Raw genomic sequence first — 15,683 nt, forward strand, 5'->3', positions numbered from 1 at the left:
CGTCGACTTGCCGCAACTTGGCGACAATCTCCTCGGCCGTGTGTCTCTTCTTGCTCATTCTCTTTCGTCCTCCATTCGGCTCGAAAGCCATACATCAGGGAGGACCACTTTTGTGGAGGCAGGCCACCGGGGCGACTTTCGCGGCGGTTCGGATATGCAGTCCAGGTAGCCGCGGTAGCCGACCCTGAGGCTCTGCCCCACCTCGAGGACAGCGTTCGCCTCCCGGCGTTGCGCGCCGGTGCCGTCAGTCTGCTCCGCCCCTTCGGGCGTAACCGTCATGCGAATGGGATCGGCGACCAGCAGCAGGGTGCTGGCTGCCCCGGAGGCGCCGTCGACCGGCGCCGGACTGAGAGGGACCATGCTCCCGTTCAGCTTCACGATCCCGCCCCTTGGCGCCCCGTCCGGCTGCGTGCCCACCGCCAGGACCGGCCGGCCTGCCGTGGTGTAACGGAACTCGCACAGGGGGCCGGCTCCCAATGCCTTCCGGATCTCCGCGTCGTTCATCGGGGCGGGATCAAGCGTCGGGATGTTCGACCCGGCAAGCGCCTCCTGGGCCGGAACGATGCGGGCGATCTCGGGCGCGCGGATCGAAGTCAGATCGTCGTCAGGCGCCTCGTTCTCGCTGCATCCGGCCACAATCATGCCGAGCCCGACCACGAAAGCCAGGTGGGCCTGTCCGCCCCATGAGGAAAGCGTCCGCATCAGTCCCGCGCCTCCAGGTCGGTGATCAGGTACTTCATCTCGGCGATTTCCCGCTCCTGCGCCTCGATGATCTCATCGGCGAGCTTGCGCACGCGCGGGTCGGAGATCTGGGACCGCTCGCTCGTCATGATGGCGATGGAATGATGCGGGATCATCGCCTTCATGTACTCGACGTCATCCACCGTGGCCTGGCTGCGCACGAGCCAGAGGCTGAGGGCGAATACGGCGATGGAGCCCCCGAAGATGGCGAGGTTGAGCGCCATCTTCTTGTACATGTCGATCATGAAGGCGAGCATGATCACCGACATCGTTGCGCCCATGACAAGCGCCATCCAGGCGCGGGTCTCGCTCCAGAACACGTGCTCGGCCGCATAGGTGTTCAGGTACATCAGCCCGTACATGACGACCGTGGAGGTCGCGATCATGGCTGCAAAGCGCCAGTAGGACATTCCCATGTCAGGCCTGCTCCGAAGTCACTGCGGGGGTGTGCCGGTGACGGCGGGCGGCGGGTTTTGCACTCCACCGCCCGGCGCTCCGGCTGGCTGGGATCCTCCGCCATGCGCCCCGGTCGTCTGGGCCGCGCCGCCGTGGTGACCTCCGCCGCCTTGCCCGCCGCCACCGTGCTGGGCGTTGCCGAGTTGCGCGTACTCCTCGGGCGTCATGGCCGGGAGCTGCTTGACGAAGGCGGCAATGTTCCAGATGGCCTGATCGTCATGGGACGGGCCAAAGGCCGGCATGCCCGACATCTTGACCCCGTGCCTGACGATCCAGAACACCTCTTGCGGGCTCCAGCCGGCGGCTGCTTCGGTCAGGTGCGGAGGCCTCGGCCGCATGCCCTTCGCCCATTCGGCACGATCAACGCCCGGACCGGCATGGCAATGCTGGCACATGGATTTGTAGGCGGTCGCTCCCTGCGTGAGCATGTCAGGCGTGAAGCTGGCGGGCGCGACGATCCCGTCCGCCTGGCGCTCGACGGAATTGTGGAACGTGGTGTCGAACGCCCACCGCGTGAACGAGGCATGCTCCTCGGTGGCGGCCACGTTGTAGGCGCCTGAATAGACGACGACCAGACCGATGATGCCGAGCAGCGCCAGGACACTCCCGGTGCCTACGGCGATGCCGAGGCCCAAGCCTTTTCTCCGATCATCCATTGTTCATCCTCCACGAAGCGGGAGTCCTGGTCAGGCGGCCATGCTCTGGAGCGCCGCTTGGCAGGCCTGCTCACAGCGGCGGCAGGACTCGGCACAGATGCGGCAGTGCTCGTGCATGCCGGCGTGGCGCTCGCATTCCTCGCCACACAGCCGACAGGCAGCGGCACAGGCTTCAAGCATGCGGCGAATGACCTCCTCGTTCGAGCCGGTCCGGCGGGTCGCCACGGATCCGGTGGCGGCGCAGACGTCGGCACAGTCGAGGTTCAGGCGGATGCACTGAGTCAACTGCTGCACCATGTCCTCGCCCAGGCAGGCATCGGCACAGGAGGTGCAGATCTGGGCGCAGGAGTAGCACTCCTCGATGCAGCGGATGAGAGCGTCGTTGGTGTTGCCCTTCACGTGCGGGTGCGTGCTGATCATCTCGCGAGCATGCATGGCTGTATCCTCCGGGAAAGAAGACCGGGTCGCGGCGGGGCAACCCCGAGGAGCCGCGCCGGGACTTGGCCGATCCCGGACCAACATACGGGTGGGGGTATGGTTCCGGACCAACCGGCATCTTGTGCGTTGACCAGCAGGAGGTGCTCGTGCGCGATGGCTGGTTCGGACGACAGACATGGGGGCATCGATGTCGATCACACGCGGCAGCTACCGCGCCTGCGCCGCATCGAAGGGCAGGTACGGGGCTTGCAGCAGATGATCCAGGACGGGCGCTACTGCGGTGACGTGGCGGATCAGGTCAACGCGGTCATCGCCGCGCTGCGGCGGGTGCAGACCGACATGCTGAGCGACCACGTGAAGGGTTGCATCGAGGCGAGCCTGTCCCGAGATCTCCCCGACGGAGAGCGCCAGCGTCTGGTGGACGAGATTACCCGCCTGATGGGCAACCTCGGCCGGCGCTCGTGAGACGAGGCGGTCAGCCTTCAGGATGAGGAGCGGCTTCGTTCCTGCTGGTAAGTGCGCTCGCGCTCAGGCCAGGTGCTCTTGATGAAGGCCAGGATGGCCTCGATCTCCCGGTCCGACAGCGCACCGCCGAACGCCGGCATGGCGCTCCGGTGGTTCGGCACGACCGCGCCCATGCCGAACTTGGTGATCCGGAACAGTTCCTCGTCCGAGTGGTGCCAGGTGTGGCCGCTCGCGTCGTGCGGAGGCGCCGGCATCAGCCCGTTCGGCTTCGGGCTCTGCCAGTCGGGCTCGCCCTGGAGAGCCGCGCCGTGGCAGGAGGCGCAGTAGGCACCGTAGAGCTGGCGGCCCAGGACAATCCGGGCGGAACCCCCGTCGTCCCGCAGGAGCATCCACAGGAGCGCCGTGCCGATCAGAAAGGCACAGGCTGAGGCCCCAAGGACAAGGGCGGTGTTTCGGGTGGCACGCATCAAGCTCATGGCCGGAGCCCGTCAGGTTCTCGGCACGATCTCCCACTGTGCGGTCTTCGACTGGTAAGGAGCGGAGCGGTCGGCCCCGCTCCTCACATGCCGTCGTCAGATCATCGTGTCCGGTTCATCTGCTCCTGCATCTGCCGCATCACGGCCGTCATCTCGGCCATCTGCCTCTGCATCTGCTCCATATTGGACGCCATCTGAGCGTTGCGCTGCATCATTGGGCAGCCGCCCTGCATCATGCCGCCCATCATTCCACCCTGTTGCCCGGGAGCCTGACCACTGGGGTTTGCTTGGCCGGTGCCGGGCTGCATCGTCCCCATGCCCTGCATCGGAGCGGCTGGCGCGGGACCCGGCGCCGATGGGGCTGGCGCCGTCGTCTGACCTAGGGCGGCTGTCCCGGCCAGCGCCAGAAGCCCGGTCAGGGCCAGTGTCGGAAAGGTTCTCATCGGATATCTCCCATTTGCTGTCGTTGCTGACGTGGAGCCCCCACCTCTACATCGAAGTCCTGCCGCCCTGTTCCTAAGGCTTGCCTCGATCTCAGCGGCGCAGGTATTTCACCAGCGCCGCGACCCCGAGGACGAGCAGGATGACGACCAGGAGCCATACCAGGCCCATTCCCGCCATCATCCATCCCATGCCATCCATCATGCCCATCATCGGATGCTTGCTCACGAGTTCGACGCGCCGAAGCTGCTCCAGGTCCGGCCCTGGTCCGTGCTGGTCAGCACCCGACCCTTACCGGTCGAGGCGAACAGCCGATCCGGGTTCGTCGAGTCAACGGCGAGATGCAGGAAGTAGCCGCCGCCGAAATCATTGTCTAATTCAGTGAAGTCGAGCGGCTCCTCCGCCGAGCGCACCAGCCCGCGCCCGATGACGAAGGCGTAGAGCGTGCCGTCCGGCGTGACCTCCACGAGGCTCACGGGTGCGCCCCCGAGCTGCGGCTTCCAGGTCTTGCCGGCATCCTTGCTGACGAGCAGGCCCTCCTCCGTCGCGGCAAAGAGCGTGTCCGCATTCTTCGCCGAGGCGGCGAGATCGATCAGCTTGTCGGGCGTGGGGCCGACCAACTTCCAGGTCTTGCCCGCGTCACGGCTGATCTGAAGCCCCTTGTAGGCGCCGTAGATCGTGTTCGGGTCGGCGGGGCTGACCGTCATCTGGTGAAAGTCCACCGGGCCGTTCACGCCAGGGGAGACTTGCGTCCAGGTTTTCCCCTGGTCGGTGGAGGCGATGAAGCCGAGATTGCCGCCCTGCGCCGGGTGACCGCTGGCATAGAGTGTCTTCGGGTCGCTCGGATGCGGGTTGAAGCCCATGAAGTCCTGGACCTCGGAAATCCGCTCCGCCTTGCCGTCGGCACCGGCACGGAACAACCCGTGGTGGGTGGCGATGAGCAGTTTGGATGGGTCCTGCCGATCCACGGCGAGGCCGTGGATGTGCGTGTGGGCCGGGAGCTTGGAGACTTCCAGGGTCTCGGTTGCCTCCGAGCGGACGCTGTATCCGATGGTGGCGAGCGTGAGCGCGGCGGCTGCGGTCAGCGCGAGCTTGTTGGTGGTGATCTTCTTCATGTCTGTATCCTTGGGATCAGGGGGCGAGCCCACGGGCTCGGCCCGGGCGTTCACTGTTGGGTTTCGCGCTGAGCGGGCGTGGTCGAGCAGGACCGCCCAGACATGCCCTTCATGCACAGGCCGAGGACGCACATCGCCAGGCAGGGTGCAGCGGAGAGCAGCAGCGGGGCAATGCCAGCAGCAACAAGCCAGGGCCAGCCGAGCGCCAGGCTGCCCATCAAGGGGACGATGGCGGCCACCAGCATCAGGCGGCGCCGGCTCCTCAGCAGGGATGGAACCCGGGATGCGGCCAAGTGCATCGAGGGCACGACGGGAGATGACGTCTGCATCTCGTTCTCCTCAAGTCATGGTCGGGATCGCGGACATGCGCAGGCGCACGTCCGCCGTGGCCGCGCGTGGCGCGGCTTCAGCCGATCAGGATAGTTCGAGGAGGAGGAGGCTCGGGAAGGCGCGTGAGCCCGGAGCCGTCCAAGTCGGGGCTCGATGCGAGTCGCTCTGTCGCGGCCGCGGCCGTTCCTGCGGCGGCATGGGCAAGGATCATGGCCGATCCGGCGCAGAATGCTTTCGCGCAGGGCATGGGCGTGGCTGCATCGCCTTCGCAGTGGTCGCAATCGGCAGCCATGGAGTCCATGGCTACCGAGGCGGTCATGTCGTGCATGTCATGAGCCATCATCCCATTCGGGACAGGCACCATCGTTCCCAGCACAAAGGCCAGGATAACAAGAAATGCACAGAGGGACCGGAGCATCGGCATCATTCAGACCTAGTGATGTAATGACCTAAGGACAACTCACATGATCGTGTTGTTCCTTGTGGATCCCGCCCCGGAGGCCAGAGCGGGGGCTCACTGCACGCCCATCACCCGATCCTTGCCATCCGGAGGCGCAGTGAATTGGCAATGACGCTCACCGACGACAGCGCCATGGCGGTGGCGGCGAGCACCGGCGAGAGCAACATCCCGAAGAACGGGTACAGCACCCCGGCCGCGACCGGCACGCCCGCGGCGTTGTAGATGAACGCGAAGAACAGGTTCTGTCGGATGTTGCGCATGGTTGCCTGGGAGAGCCGTCGCGCCCGCACGATCCCCGTCAGGTCGCCCTTGAGCAGCGTCACGCCCGCACTCTCGATGGCGACGTCGGTCCCTGAGCCCATGGCGATGCCTACGTCTGCCGCCGCAAGCGCCGGTGCGTCGTTGACCCCGTCACCAGCCATCGCGACCACGCGGCCTTCCCGGCGCAGGCGCTCGACCACGGCGCTCTTCTGGTCGGGCAGGACCTCCGCCTCGACCTCGTCGATGCCGAGCCGGCGCGCCACGGCTTCCGCCGTCGTGCGGTTGTCGCCTGTCAACATCACGACCCGGATGTTTTTCTCGCGCAAGCCCCTCAAGGCCTCGGGCGTGGTGGCCTTGACTGGATCGGCGATGGCGAGGATGCCGGCCGGGCGTCCGTCGATGCCGACGAAGATCGCGGTCGCGCCTTCCCGGCGCAGGTCGTCCGCCTTGCCGGCGATGGCCTCGACCGGGATGCCCTGCTCGGCCAGGAACCTGGCGTTCCCGAGCGCCAGGCGCCGGCCCTCGACCGTGCCGAGGGCGCCCTTGCCGACGGGCGAGTCGAAGTCCGTTACCTCGGCGAGGGGGATGTCGCGTTCCATGGCGGCCGCCACGATGGCGGTGGCGAGCGGATGCTCGCTGGCGCGCTCGACGCTGGCGGCCAGCCGCAGAAGCTCGGCCTCCGAAAGATCACCAGTGGGCATGATGGCGGTGACGCTCGGCTTGCCTTCGGTCAGGGTTCCGGTCTTGTCGACGACGAGTGTATCGACCTTCTCCATCCGCTCCAGCGCCTCGGCGTTCTTGATCAGCACGCCGCCCTGAGCGCCGCGTCCCACGCCGACCATGATCGACATGGGAGTGGCGAGCCCGAGCGCGCAGGGACAGGCGATGATCACCACTGCGACCGCGGCGATGACGGCGTAGGACAGGCGCGGCTCCGGCCCCCAGATCGCCCAAGCCGCGAAGGCCAAGAGGGCGATGACGATTACGATCGGCACGAACCAGCCCGAGACCTGGTCGGCCAGACGCTGGATCGGGGCGCGGCTGCGCTGGGCCTCCGACACCATCTGGACGATGCGCGAGAGCATGGTGTCGCGCCCGACCTTCTCGGCCCGCATGATGAAGCTGCCGGTCTGGTTGAGGGTGCCGGCGATCACCTTCGTGCCGGGTTCCTTCGTCACGGGCATCGACTCGCCCGTGACCATCGACTCGTCGACCGAGCAGCGCCCCTCCAGGACCTCGCCGTCCACGGGTACCTTCTCCCCGGGGCGGACGCGCAGGCGGTCGTTGACGGCAATGGTGTCGAGGCCAACCTCCTCGTCCGTGCCGTCCTCCCGCACCCGACGGGCGGTCTTGGGCGCGAGGTCGAGCAGGGCCCTGATGGCGCCCGAGGTCTGCTCGCGCGCCCGCAGTTCGAGCACCTGGCCCAGCAGCACGAGCACGGTGATCACCGCCGAGGCCTCGAAGTACGCCGGGATGGCGCCGTCCGGCCCGCGCAGCAGGGCCGGGAACAAGCCCGGCGCGAGGGTCGCGGCCATGCTGTAGATCCAGGCCGCCCCGACGCCGAGCGCGATCAGGGTGAACATGTTGAGGCTGCGGTTGAGGAGCGACTGCCAGCCGCGGACGAAGAACGGCCAGCCCGCCCACAGGACGACGGGCGTGGCCAGGATCATCTGGATCCAGTTCGAGGTCTGCTGGGCGATGTAATGCGAGACGCCGAGGAAATGGCCGCCTATCTCCAGGAAGAAGACCGGGATGGTGAGAACGAGGCCGATCCAGAACCGCCGCGTCATGTCGGCGAGTTCGGGATTTGGGCCGGAGTCCGTGGTCACCAGGACGGGCTCGAGTGCCATGCCGCAGATCGGGCAGGAGCCGGGGCCGACCTGCCGGACCTCCGGATGCATGGGGCAGGTGTAGACCGTTCCCTCCGGCACTGGCTCATCGGTCTTCTTGACCTCCTCCGCCGAGAGGTACCGGGCGGGATCGGTCTCGAACTTCGACCGGCATCCGGCCGAGCAGAAGTAGTACGGCTTCCCGCCATGCTGGGTGCGGTGCGGGGTGACGTGCGGGTCGACCATCATCCCGCAGACGGCATCCCTTACCTTCCCGGCATTCGCCGCAGGCTCATGATGCTGGTGTCCCGTGTGGGCGCCATGACCGTGATGGGCATGGCCTTGGTGCCCGTGTCCCTTGGTGGCGTGGTCATCGTTCATGGCATTCCCCACTGGCGTTCACGTTCGATGTGGGCAGTCTGCGGCTTCCCACGATGGCAAGGTCAACGCCTGGTGGGCTGCCCGACCGTCACTTCCGCTATCGTCCCTTCTGGATCCTGACGACGCTGATCTGGCCGTTCACGCGGTCGGCCTGGAACCGGATCCTGTCGCCGGCCTTCACGCCCTTGAGCAGCGCCGGATCCTGCGACCGGAAAACCATCGTCATCGCGTCCATGTTCAGGTTTGGGATCGGTCCGTGGTCGATGGTCACCTTGCCCTGGGCTGCGTCGACCTTCTCCACCGTGCCGGTGACCATGGGGAGGTTTGCCGCCGTTGGCTGAGCCGGAGTCGATTGCGCTCCGCCGGTCCCGAACCACACGACTGAAATCTGGCCGTTCACGCGGTCGGCCTGGAACTGCACCTTGTCGCCAGCCTTCACGCCCTGGAGCAGGGCAGGATCCTGAACCCGGAACACCATGGTCATGGCGTCCATGTCGAGGTTCGGGATCGGACCATGGTCGATGGTGACTTTTCCGGCGCCCGCATCGACTTTCTCGATCGTGCCGGACACGGTCGGGAGGTTCGCTGCGGCAGGTTGGGCAGCGGCTTGCGCCGGGGCGGCGGCTTGGGCCTGCGGGGCCGGGATGGAAGTCCCCTTCTGGTCGAGCGGTCCCGAGCCATGCGGAGGCTGGTCCAGCTTGGCGCGATAGTCCGCCTGACGGTTACGGACCTGCCACTCCTTCAGCTCGCTGATCTGCTTCTGCTGCTCATCTATGATCTTCTGCGCAACCTGGCGGAGCTGCTCGTCCGCGCCGTGCTCGAGCTGCGTGCGGGCGAGGAAGATCAGGTCCTCGTGGTGGGCGATGAGCAGGGCCGCGAAATCCTTGTCGGGATCGCCGGCGAGCTTCATGTCCTTGAAGCGGTCGTCCATGACCTCGCGAACGCGTTCGTAGGCCGCCGGCGCTCCCTTGGCGGGTTGCGCCTGCGCGATCCCGTTCGGGCCGCCCGCGCCGACGGCCAGCACGGCCCCGACGGCGGTGAGGGTGAGGGTCAAGCGTTTCATGATGAGTGCCTCTCATTCAGGAGGATCGCCCCGCGGAGCCATGCCGCGGGGCGATGCGGGCCTTACGAGCCCTTCTTGATCGACGTGACGGAGATCTGGCCGTTCACCCGGTCGGCGGTGAACTGGACCTTGTCGCCGGCCTTCAGGCCCTTGAGCAGGTTCGGGTCCTGGGCACGGAACACCATGGTCATCGGCTCCATGTCGAGGTTCTGGATCGGGCCGTGGTCGATGGTGATCTTGCCCTGGGCGGTGTCGATCTTCTCGACGGTGCCGGAGACCGTCGGCAGGCCCTGCGCGAGCACGGCGCCGGAGAGGCTCAGGGCGGCGATCAGGCTGATGGCGATACGCTTCATGGGATACTCCTTTTCGTCTCTCGATGGCGAGGGGGATTGGGTCCGTCACTTGACGACGACGGTACCCTTCATGCCGGACTCGTAGTGGCCTGGGATCAGGCAGGCGAACTCGAACGTGCCGGCCTTCGTGAAGCGCCAGACGATCTCGTTGGAGCCATTGGGTGCGAGCCGCTTCCCGTTCGGGTCGTCGTGCTCCATGTCCGGGTTCTTCTCCATCTGGATCTTGTGCTTGGCGTTGTTCGCGACCGAGTCGAGCATGAACTCGTGGTCGACCTGGCCGACGTTCTTGAGGACGAACCTCACCTGCTCGCCACGCTTGATCTCGACCTTGTTGGGCTCGAACAGCATCTTCGCGTCATCGGTCTCCTTCATGGTGACCTCGATGGTGCGCGCGACGGGTTTGTTCGGGTCGCCCGGCTCGCCGGCCGCGAACGTCCTGTGGCTGTGGCCGGGCTCGCCCGGGGCGGCCAACGCCAATCCGGTCGAAAGCGCCAGTGCGGCGGCGCCCACGAGGGCGGAAATGCGTGTGTTCATCGATTGCTCCTTCGGCATCGGTTTCTGTCGGGGTCAGTGGTTGTCGTGGCCGCCGGCGGTGCGGACCGGGCGCTTGCGTCGGTCGATGGCGCGGAACTCCGCCGCCTTGACGCCGCTGTCGGGCGGGGTCGCGCGGGCGGGCTCGGCGAGCTGCTCGCCCTTCCACTCGTACGCGACGGTTCCCTCCGGGTGCTTGTACCAACCCGGATCCCTGTAATCGTCGGCCGCCAAGCCCGGACGGACCTTCACGACCGAGAACATGCCGCCCATCTCGACGGGCCCGAACTGGGCGAACCCCGTCATCATCGGCAGCGTGTTGTCGGGGAGCGGCATCTCCATAGACCCCATCTCGCCCATGCCGGCCGAGCCCATCGGCATGTAGCCCGGCGCCACCTTCTTGATGGCGGCGGCGGTCCTCTTCATGTTCACGCCGATGTAGGTCTTCACGTCATGGCCCATGGCGTTCATGGTGTGGTGCGACTTGTGGCAGTGGATCGCCCAGTCTCCGGGGGCGTCCGCGACGAACTCGAACGCGCGCATCTGCCCGACCGCGACGTCCACCGATACCTCCGGCCAGGCCGCCCCCTCCGGCACCCAGCCGCCGTCGGTGCCGGTGACCTTAAAGTCGTAGCCGTGCATGTGGATCGGGTGGTTCGTCATTGTGAGATTGCCGAACCGGATGCGGACCTTGTCGCCCTGGCGCACCACGAGCGGGTCGATGCCGGGGAACACGCGCGAGTTCCAGCACCAGAGATTGAAGTCGAGCATCGTGTTGACCTTCGGCACGTAAGACCCGGCCTCGATGTCGAAGGCGTTGAGCAGGAACACGAAGTCGCGGTCGACGCGGCGCTCGGCCGGGTCGCGCGGGTGCACGACGAAGAAGCCCATCATGCCCATCGCCATCTGGACCATCTCGTCCGAGTGCGGGTGGTACATGAAGGTGCCGGACTTCTGGCAGATGAACTCGTACACGAAGGTCTTGCCCGGCGGGATGTGCGGCTGGGTCAGGCCGCCGACGCCGTCCATGCCGTTGGGCAGGAGCTGGCCGTGCCAGTGCACCGCCGTGTTCTCCGGCAGCCTGTTGGTGACGAAGATGCGGACCTTGTCGCCCTGGACCGCCTCGATGGTCGGTCCCGGCGACTGGCCGTTGTAGCCCCACAGGTGCGCCTTCATGCCGGGCGCAAGCTCCCGCACCACGGGCTCGGCGACGAGGTGGAACTCCTTCCAGTCGCCGTTCTGCCGCCAGGGCAGGGTCCAGCCGTTCAGCGTCACCACGGGCTGGTAGTCCGGCCCGCTCTTCGGGTAGAGCGGCGGCTGCATAGTGGCCTCGGCCATGGTGGGGGCCTCGGGCAGGCTCGCGGCCTGGGTGCGTCCGCTGACCATGCTGGCTCCCGCGAGGGCGAGGCCTCCGGCGCCGAGGAAGTTCCTGCGCGATAGGTCGGTCATGTGTCTCTCCCTGATCAGTGCCCGGCCGCGCCGCCGCCGGCGGCGGCAGCCACGGCCTCCCTGCCACCACCTTCACCACCGCCGGCTCCTCCGCCGACGAGGGCGGCCTTGAGGTCGGTGGCGGCGATCCAGAAGTCGCGGCGGGCGTTGATGGCGTCGACGTTGCTGAGGATGCGGGCGCGGGCGTCGAGGATGAGCTGGCTCACGTCGACGAGCATGCCGCTGTACTGGAGCAGGGCCTCGTCCTGGATGGTCTTCTGCAAGGGCAGGACGCGGCCCTGGTAATGGCGCGCCAGGTCATAGTTGCCGCGATAGCGCAGGTAGGCCTCGCGGGCCTCGGAGCGAACGTTGACGGCCCGCTCCGCCAGGCGATTGGCGGCGGCCATGTAGGTCTCCTGTGCATTGCGGACGCCCACGGCGCCGAAGTCGAAAATCGGAATGGTGAATTCGACCTCGAGACCGCGCCGGTTCACCTTCTCCTTCTCGACCTCGACCTCGCCGTGATCGACCGAGACGGACTTCGCGCGCTCGTAGCTCGAGATGCCGGCGAGTTCCACGTCGGTCACGAAGCGGGTGGCGTTGGTCAGTCCGTACTGCCCCGCCACGGCGCTCAGGTCGTGGCGCAGCGCCTGCAAGTCGACCCGGCGTTCCAGTGCGCGGCGCTCGATGTCCTTGGCCGAGGCGATGCGGGTCGGCAGGGGCGGCAGCGAGTTGGGCAGGCGGAAGTCGATGTCCCGACCCCAAAGCCCGAGCTGCCGGATCAGGCGCTCGCGGGCGACCTTCTGCTCGATCCGGGCACGGGCGAGCTGGGCTCCGAGTTCCTGGTAGAAGGCATGCTCGCGCGCCTGCTCCAGCTTGTTCAGGGCACCGCTCTCGCCGAGCTGCCTGGCGAGTTCGGAAGCGGTTTCCGCCGTCCCGAGCGCCTGCTGCATGAACGCCACCTGCTGTGCGGCCGCGACGGCACGGTAGTATTCCCGGCGCGTCTCCGCAGCGAGGCGCAGCACCGCTTCCGCAGTCCGGAACTGGGCGGCGCGGAACTGCTGCTGGGCGATGGCGGCCCGCTGCGGCAGGGTGGCGAGTTCGAACAGCCCGATCAGGATCTGGCGCTCGATCTCCAGCTCAAGGCTGCCGCCGAGGCGTGACAGGGCCACCGTCGGGTTCGGAGGCAGCGTTGCCTGGACGTACTCGGCCTCCGAGACGCCGAGCTCGTTGAAGGCGGCCTGAAGGCCCCGGTTCTTCAGGAGGGCTATCTGCACGGCACTGTCTGCCGTCACCGGACGGCGCAGCAGTCCCTGAACCTGCTGCTGGATGGCAAGGGCATCAGCCTCGCTGGTGACCTTGATCACGTTCTTGTCGAGCTCGGTGAAGGCGACATTCCGCGCCAGCGAAAGCCCACCATCGGACGAGAACGAGACGCAGCCTCCCAGGAAGAGGCTCGCGGCTACGCCCCCAAGTGGCCTCAGTAGGCGCCCGAGCCCCGCATTCTGATCTTGTCGCTTCATGCTGCTGCCTGTGTTGCCGCACTGTTTCCGGGCGGCGGATGTCGTGGTGGTTTCGGTCATCGGTCAGCGTCCCCGCCGCGCAGCGTCATCAGAGTCACCCTGCTCGGGATCCGCTCCGGGCGCTACGCGTCGGTTGAGTTCACGCCAGTCGAGTGGCTCGACGACGTCGTAGCTGCGTACGCCGGCAGTGACGGCCGTGTAGGCCGGGCTGCGGGTGCCGATGGAGGGATCGGCGGGAGCTGTCAGATAGGCGGGCGGAGCCGCGCCGACGCAGGCCCCTAGGCCCAGTGTCAGGGCAATTGTACCGATGGTTTTGAGCATGATGTCCATCCTTCCGAAGGGTAGTGGGCTCAGCGGGAGCGCCGGTCGACTGCCGCCGCGAACGGCACGGTCAGGACCACCTCTCCGGCCTCGTCGGCGACCTCGACCGCCATGCCGGCCTCGGCGTGGGCCCAGTCCTCCCAGAAGTCGCGTGCGATCTGGAGCGCTTCGGCCCGGGCGGACTCGAGGTCCGGCAGGTCGAGGCCGTCGGGATCCTCATCCTCCAGGGCATCGCCATTCCGGATGTGGAAGAAGAAGTGAGGCATGGTGACCTCCTTGGGTGGAGGATCAATGTCGACCGGTCGAGCCGTTGCCGTAGCCAGCCCGCGAACACGGCTGACCGGGGAGGGACCCAGGGGCCCCGGCGTTCAGGCGGATCTCGGGTACGGATGGCGGAGAGGCGGCTCCCGCGTGAGCGGCACCGGGCGGGACCGCTTACGCGAGCGGGCACGCCGGTTTGTGCGGGCCGAACGGGCCCGCGCCTGGTCAGATAGATCGTGGGGGCCTGTCGAGACCGCCCGGAACGATGCCCTCGACCTGCTCGTCACCGATCACGGCGATGGCAGCGGCCGAGACGCAGGGCGACTGGATCGTGGGCGCGACAAGGGACCGGACGGCGTGGCAGGCCCCCATGCTACAGCAATCGGACCCGCCGTGGGTTCCCGAGGAGGGATCGCCGCAGTCCCCTCGGGTCGACACCCGGTCGCCGGCAGGGGAGGCTTCGGCATGGTGGTGAACCGTGCCGGCGTGATCGTGCGCTCCGTACCCGTCGACGGACGCCGCCGGGGCAACCCGATCACCGGACGCAGCCGCATGTGGCGTGGAAACCGAGAGGATTCCCGCGGTCACCGCAAGCAGAACAGCGATGATGAGTCCCATCAGCCGCAAGGGAAGTCTCCGTCCGTCAGACCCGCATGTGTGTCATGAAAAACCTTCTTCGGCAAGGCGGCTCCATCCGGCGTGCGACCTTCAGGACCGCCTTGCCTGTGTCGAGGGTCAGGCCGCCTCGGAGGGCGTGTACCCTGTCTCGGCGATGACGGCCTTCACCGCGGCCAGGTCGGCCGTGCCGCGGATCGACACCAGCTTCGAGGCGGGGTCCGCGTCGACCTGCGTTCCAGGCAGGTTGGACTCGACGGCCTTCCTGATCGTGCCGGCACAATGCCCGCAGGTCATGTCCTCGACGCGCAGGGTCAGGCTCCCGTCGCCGGGCATCGCCGTCTGTCCGGCGTTCCCGGCCTGGTGGGTTGAGCATCCGCACATGTCTTGTCGCTCCTTTGGGATGGTGAGGATTCGGAGCCTGCGGGTTCCAACGCTGGCAAGGTCAAGGGCCGTCCCGCATGGAGGCTTGGCAAGCTTCCCTGCAAGGAGCTTTCCAGCAAGGCAACCTGCTCGACATGCTGGCACAGGCGCTGGCCGGCCTCGGTTGCCGTGCAGGGCTGCCCCCGGACCACGAGTACGACCCCGAGGCGTTCCTCGAGCAACTTGATCCTCTGCGAGATGGTAGAGGGCGTGACGTTGAGCTGTTGCGCAGTCCGCTCAAAGCTGCCGGTTCGGATGACAGTCGCAAGGGCCGAGTGTTGGGCATAGTCGAGCATGGATTAGAGACTCTAATTCTGGCTGAAGAAGTTTAACTGTCCTAATCATGGCATGCCGCCTAAGGAGGGGCGATCCCAACAGCGTTCGACGTGATGACCCTGCCCGAACGCATCGTGACGGATGTTGAGCCTCAGACATGCTGGAAAGTGCCGATGCCGGACATCACCCAACTTGCCCTGTTCTTCGCCGCAGCCTTCGTCCTCGCCATCACGCCTGGGCCCGGCATCTTCTACGTTGCTGTCCGTACCCTCGCAGGCGGTCGGGCAGAAGGCATTGCCTCCAGCTTCGGTACTGGATTGGGCGGCATGGTTCATGTCCTCGCCGGCAGCCTGGGTGTCTCTGCCATCGTGCTGGCGAGCGCGGAACTGTTCACGGTGCTGAAGCTGCTAGGGGCGGCCTACCTGGTCTGGATTGGCTGGCGGACCTTCCAGGCCGCTCGCCGGGATGCGTTGGCGGCCTTGTCAGGTGGGACTGTGGCACCGCCCGTCGGCCCGCGCAGGGCTTTCCGGGAAGGGGTGCTGGTGGAGGCCCTGAACCCCAAGACGGCCGCTTTCTTCCTGGCCTTCGTGCCACAGTTCGTCGACCCGGCCGCTGGCAACGTGGCCCTGCAATTCGCCGTCCTCGGCTTTGTCTCCGTTGCCCTCAATACCCTCGCTGATATCGTGGTCGCCTTCGCGGCGGGTGGCATCCGGGCAGGGGCCACGGCCCGTCCCACTCTGATCCGCCGCCTGCGGGAGGGCTCAGGAGCCGCCATGGTCGCACTCGGCATCGGCCTGGCCCTCGCCGGACGCCCGTTGACCTGATAGTCACTTCGGTTTT

At 67.0% G+C, this 15,683-nt stretch carries 22 protein-coding genes and 1 pseudogene; 2 read left to right on the forward strand and 21 right to left on the reverse strand.

Going from position 1 to position 15,683, the window contains the following annotated elements; genetic code table 11:
* Window positions 1-54: 54 nt before the first annotated feature.
* Genes ACFOYU_RS12360 through ACFOYU_RS12375 form a run of 4 tightly spaced genes read right to left on the reverse strand, consistent with a single transcriptional unit; the run spans window position 55 to window position 2,288 of the window.
* Entirely contained in the window at window positions 55-702 is a 648-nt protein-coding gene (locus tag ACFOYU_RS12360) for a DUF6692 family protein (protein ID WP_377033807.1), read from the reverse strand.
* Entirely contained in the window at window positions 702-1,151 is a 450-nt protein-coding gene (locus ACFOYU_RS12365) for a DUF305 domain-containing protein (protein ID WP_377033837.1), read from the reverse strand. Before ACFOYU_RS12365 ends, ACFOYU_RS12360 begins: the two co-directional genes overlap by 1 nt.
* 24 nt (window positions 1,152-1,175) lie before the next feature.
* A complete protein-coding gene (locus tag ACFOYU_RS12370) occupies window positions 1,176-1,853 on the reverse strand; it encodes a c-type cytochrome (protein WP_377033808.1) in 678 nt (225 codons plus the stop codon).
* A gap of 30 nt (window positions 1,854-1,883) precedes the next feature.
* Window positions 1,884-2,288, reverse strand: coding sequence for a four-helix bundle copper-binding protein (locus tag ACFOYU_RS12375; RefSeq protein WP_377033809.1), 405 nt, complete (start codon window positions 2,286-2,288; stop codon window positions 1,884-1,886).
* A gap of 156 nt (window positions 2,289-2,444) precedes the next feature.
* Between ACFOYU_RS12375 and ACFOYU_RS12380 the strand changes: the two genes are divergently transcribed.
* On the forward strand, window positions 2,445-2,756 hold the full coding sequence (locus ACFOYU_RS12380; protein ID WP_377033810.1) for a metal-sensitive transcriptional regulator: 312 nt from the start codon (window positions 2,445-2,447) through the stop codon (window positions 2,754-2,756).
* A 17-nt stretch (window positions 2,757-2,773) separates the two neighbouring features.
* Here ACFOYU_RS12380 and ACFOYU_RS12385 read toward each other — a convergent pair whose 3' ends face one another.
* The 17 genes and pseudogenes from ACFOYU_RS12385 to ACFOYU_RS12465 all read right to left on the reverse strand — a co-directional run.
* Window positions 2,774-3,223 (reverse strand): c-type cytochrome, encoded by a 450-nt coding sequence (locus tag ACFOYU_RS12385; RefSeq protein WP_377033811.1) that lies wholly within the window; start codon window positions 3,221-3,223, stop codon window positions 2,774-2,776.
* Between the two features lie 110 nt (window positions 3,224-3,333).
* Window positions 3,334-3,675 (reverse strand): hypothetical protein, encoded by a 342-nt coding sequence (locus tag ACFOYU_RS12390; RefSeq protein ID WP_377033812.1) that lies wholly within the window; start codon window positions 3,673-3,675, stop codon window positions 3,334-3,336.
* Window positions 3,676-3,766: 91 nt separating this feature from the next.
* Entirely contained in the window at window positions 3,767-3,901 is a 135-nt protein-coding gene (locus ACFOYU_RS12395; RefSeq protein ID WP_377033813.1) for a hypothetical protein, read from the reverse strand.
* Window positions 3,898-4,788 carry a F510_1955 family glycosylhydrolase gene (locus tag ACFOYU_RS12400; RefSeq protein WP_377033814.1) on the reverse strand — a complete coding sequence of 297 codons (891 nt, stop codon included), beginning with the start codon at window positions 4,786-4,788 and terminating at the stop codon, window positions 3,898-3,900. The genes ACFOYU_RS12395 and ACFOYU_RS12400 overlap by 4 nt, the downstream gene beginning before the upstream one ends.
* Window positions 4,789-4,838: 50 nt before the next feature.
* Window positions 4,839-5,117, reverse strand: coding sequence for a hypothetical protein (locus ACFOYU_RS12405; RefSeq protein ID WP_377033815.1), 279 nt, complete (start codon window positions 5,115-5,117; stop codon window positions 4,839-4,841).
* A gap of 77 nt (window positions 5,118-5,194) precedes the next feature.
* The gene (locus ACFOYU_RS12410; protein WP_377033816.1) at window positions 5,195-5,446 is read right to left on the reverse strand and encodes a hypothetical protein; all 252 of its coding nucleotides are present in this window, start codon (window positions 5,444-5,446) and stop codon (window positions 5,195-5,197) included.
* A gap of 200 nt (window positions 5,447-5,646) precedes the next feature.
* Window positions 5,647-8,049, reverse strand: a complete 2,403-nt coding sequence (locus tag ACFOYU_RS12415) for a heavy metal translocating P-type ATPase (RefSeq protein WP_377033817.1) — start codon at window positions 8,047-8,049, stop codon at window positions 5,647-5,649.
* 97 nt (window positions 8,050-8,146) lie between these two features.
* A complete protein-coding gene (locus ACFOYU_RS12420) occupies window positions 8,147-9,112 on the reverse strand; it encodes a copper-binding protein (RefSeq protein ID WP_377033818.1) in 966 nt (321 codons plus the stop codon).
* Window positions 9,113-9,174: 62 nt separating this feature from the next.
* Complete coding sequence (locus ACFOYU_RS12425) at window positions 9,175-9,465, reverse strand: copper-binding protein (RefSeq protein WP_377033819.1); 291 nt, start codon at window positions 9,463-9,465, stop codon at window positions 9,175-9,177.
* A gap of 45 nt (window positions 9,466-9,510) precedes the next feature.
* Window positions 9,511-9,999: a plastocyanin/azurin family copper-binding protein gene (locus tag ACFOYU_RS12430; protein WP_377033820.1), complete on the reverse strand. Its 489-nt coding sequence runs from the start codon at window positions 9,997-9,999 to the stop codon at window positions 9,511-9,513.
* A 33-nt stretch (window positions 10,000-10,032) separates the two neighbouring features.
* Window positions 10,033-11,445 (reverse strand): multicopper oxidase family protein, encoded by a 1,413-nt coding sequence (locus ACFOYU_RS12435; protein WP_377033821.1) that lies wholly within the window; start codon window positions 11,443-11,445, stop codon window positions 10,033-10,035.
* A gap of 14 nt (window positions 11,446-11,459) precedes the next feature.
* A complete protein-coding gene (locus ACFOYU_RS12440) occupies window positions 11,460-12,947 on the reverse strand; it encodes a TolC family protein (RefSeq protein ID WP_377033822.1) in 1,488 nt (495 codons plus the stop codon).
* A gap of 63 nt (window positions 12,948-13,010) precedes the next feature.
* Window positions 13,011-13,268 (reverse strand): hypothetical protein, encoded by a 258-nt coding sequence (locus ACFOYU_RS12445; RefSeq protein WP_377033823.1) that lies wholly within the window; start codon window positions 13,266-13,268, stop codon window positions 13,011-13,013.
* Between the two features lie 29 nt (window positions 13,269-13,297).
* On the reverse strand, window positions 13,298-13,534 hold the full coding sequence (locus tag ACFOYU_RS12450) for a DUF6894 family protein (RefSeq protein WP_377033824.1): 237 nt from the start codon (window positions 13,532-13,534) through the stop codon (window positions 13,298-13,300).
* Between the two features lie 220 nt (window positions 13,535-13,754).
* Window positions 13,755-14,156, reverse strand: a complete 402-nt coding sequence (locus ACFOYU_RS12455) for a hypothetical protein (RefSeq protein ID WP_377033825.1) — start codon at window positions 14,154-14,156, stop codon at window positions 13,755-13,757.
* Window positions 14,157-14,264: 108 nt separating this feature from the next.
* Window positions 14,265-14,528, reverse strand: coding sequence for a heavy-metal-associated domain-containing protein (locus tag ACFOYU_RS12460; RefSeq protein ID WP_377033826.1), 264 nt, complete (start codon window positions 14,526-14,528; stop codon window positions 14,265-14,267).
* A gap of 80 nt (window positions 14,529-14,608) precedes the next feature.
* Window positions 14,609-14,863, reverse strand: a pseudogene (locus tag ACFOYU_RS12465) (LysR family transcriptional regulator); the annotation flags it as partial.
* Between the two features lie 153 nt (window positions 14,864-15,016).
* Between ACFOYU_RS12465 and ACFOYU_RS12470 the strand changes: the two are divergent.
* Window positions 15,017-15,667, forward strand: a complete 651-nt coding sequence (locus ACFOYU_RS12470; protein ID WP_377033827.1) for a LysE family translocator — start codon at window positions 15,017-15,019, stop codon at window positions 15,665-15,667.
* Window positions 15,668-15,683: the final 16 nt, after the last annotated feature.

Source organism: Microvirga sp. GCM10011540, assembly GCF_042650665.1.
GTDB lineage: Bacteria > Pseudomonadota > Alphaproteobacteria > Rhizobiales > Beijerinckiaceae > Microvirga > Microvirga lenta.

Excerpts from the sequence above, each read along its gene's own strand:
- ACFOYU_RS12390 (WP_377033812.1), bottom strand. The coding sequence starts at position 3,675 with ATGAGAACCTTTCCGACACTGGCCCTGACCGGGCTTCTGGCGCTGGCC.
- ACFOYU_RS12370 (WP_377033808.1), bottom strand. The coding sequence starts at position 1,853 with ATGGATGATCGGAGAAAAGGCTTGGGCCTCGGCATCGCCGTAGGCACC.
- ACFOYU_RS12435 (WP_377033821.1), bottom strand. The coding sequence starts at position 11,445 with ATGACCGACCTATCGCGCAGGAACTTCCTCGGCGCCGGAGGCCTCGCC.
- ACFOYU_RS12400 (WP_377033814.1), bottom strand. The coding sequence starts at position 4,788 with ATGAAGAAGATCACCACCAACAAGCTCGCGCTGACCGCAGCCGCCGCG.
- ACFOYU_RS12440 (WP_377033822.1), bottom strand. The coding sequence starts at position 12,947 with ATGAAGCGACAAGATCAGAATGCGGGGCTCGGGCGCCTACTGAGGCCA.
- ACFOYU_RS12360 (WP_377033807.1), bottom strand. The coding sequence starts at position 702 with ATGCGGACGCTTTCCTCATGGGGCGGACAGGCCCACCTGGCTTTCGTG.
- ACFOYU_RS12365 (WP_377033837.1), bottom strand. The coding sequence starts at position 1,151 with ATGTCCTACTGGCGCTTTGCAGCCATGATCGCGACCTCCACGGTCGTC.
- ACFOYU_RS12385 (WP_377033811.1), bottom strand. The coding sequence starts at position 3,223 with ATGCGTGCCACCCGAAACACCGCCCTTGTCCTTGGGGCCTCAGCCTGT.
- ACFOYU_RS12415 (WP_377033817.1), bottom strand. The coding sequence starts at position 8,049 with ATGAACGATGACCACGCCACCAAGGGACACGGGCACCAAGGCCATGCC.
- ACFOYU_RS12425 (WP_377033819.1), bottom strand. The coding sequence starts at position 9,465 with ATGAAGCGTATCGCCATCAGCCTGATCGCCGCCCTGAGCCTCTCCGGC.
- ACFOYU_RS12430 (WP_377033820.1), bottom strand. The coding sequence starts at position 9,999 with ATGAACACACGCATTTCCGCCCTCGTGGGCGCCGCCGCACTGGCGCTT.
- ACFOYU_RS12375 (WP_377033809.1), bottom strand. The coding sequence starts at position 2,288 with ATGCATGCTCGCGAGATGATCAGCACGCACCCGCACGTGAAGGGCAAC.
- ACFOYU_RS12445 (WP_377033823.1), bottom strand. The coding sequence starts at position 13,268 with ATGCTCAAAACCATCGGTACAATTGCCCTGACACTGGGCCTAGGGGCC.
- ACFOYU_RS12460 (WP_377033826.1), bottom strand. The coding sequence starts at position 14,528 with ATGTGCGGATGCTCAACCCACCAGGCCGGGAACGCCGGACAGACGGCG.
- ACFOYU_RS12380 (WP_377033810.1), top strand. The coding sequence starts at position 2,445 with ATGGCTGGTTCGGACGACAGACATGGGGGCATCGATGTCGATCACACG.
- ACFOYU_RS12420 (WP_377033818.1), bottom strand. The coding sequence starts at position 9,112 with ATGAAACGCTTGACCCTCACCCTCACCGCCGTCGGGGCCGTGCTGGCC.
- ACFOYU_RS12405 (WP_377033815.1), bottom strand. The coding sequence starts at position 5,117 with ATGCAGACGTCATCTCCCGTCGTGCCCTCGATGCACTTGGCCGCATCC.
- ACFOYU_RS12410 (WP_377033816.1), bottom strand. The coding sequence starts at position 5,446 with ATGCACGACATGACCGCCTCGGTAGCCATGGACTCCATGGCTGCCGAT.
- ACFOYU_RS12450 (WP_377033824.1), bottom strand. The coding sequence starts at position 13,534 with ATGCCTCACTTCTTCTTCCACATCCGGAATGGCGATGCCCTGGAGGAT.
- ACFOYU_RS12470 (WP_377033827.1), top strand. The coding sequence starts at position 15,017 with ATGCCGGACATCACCCAACTTGCCCTGTTCTTCGCCGCAGCCTTCGTC.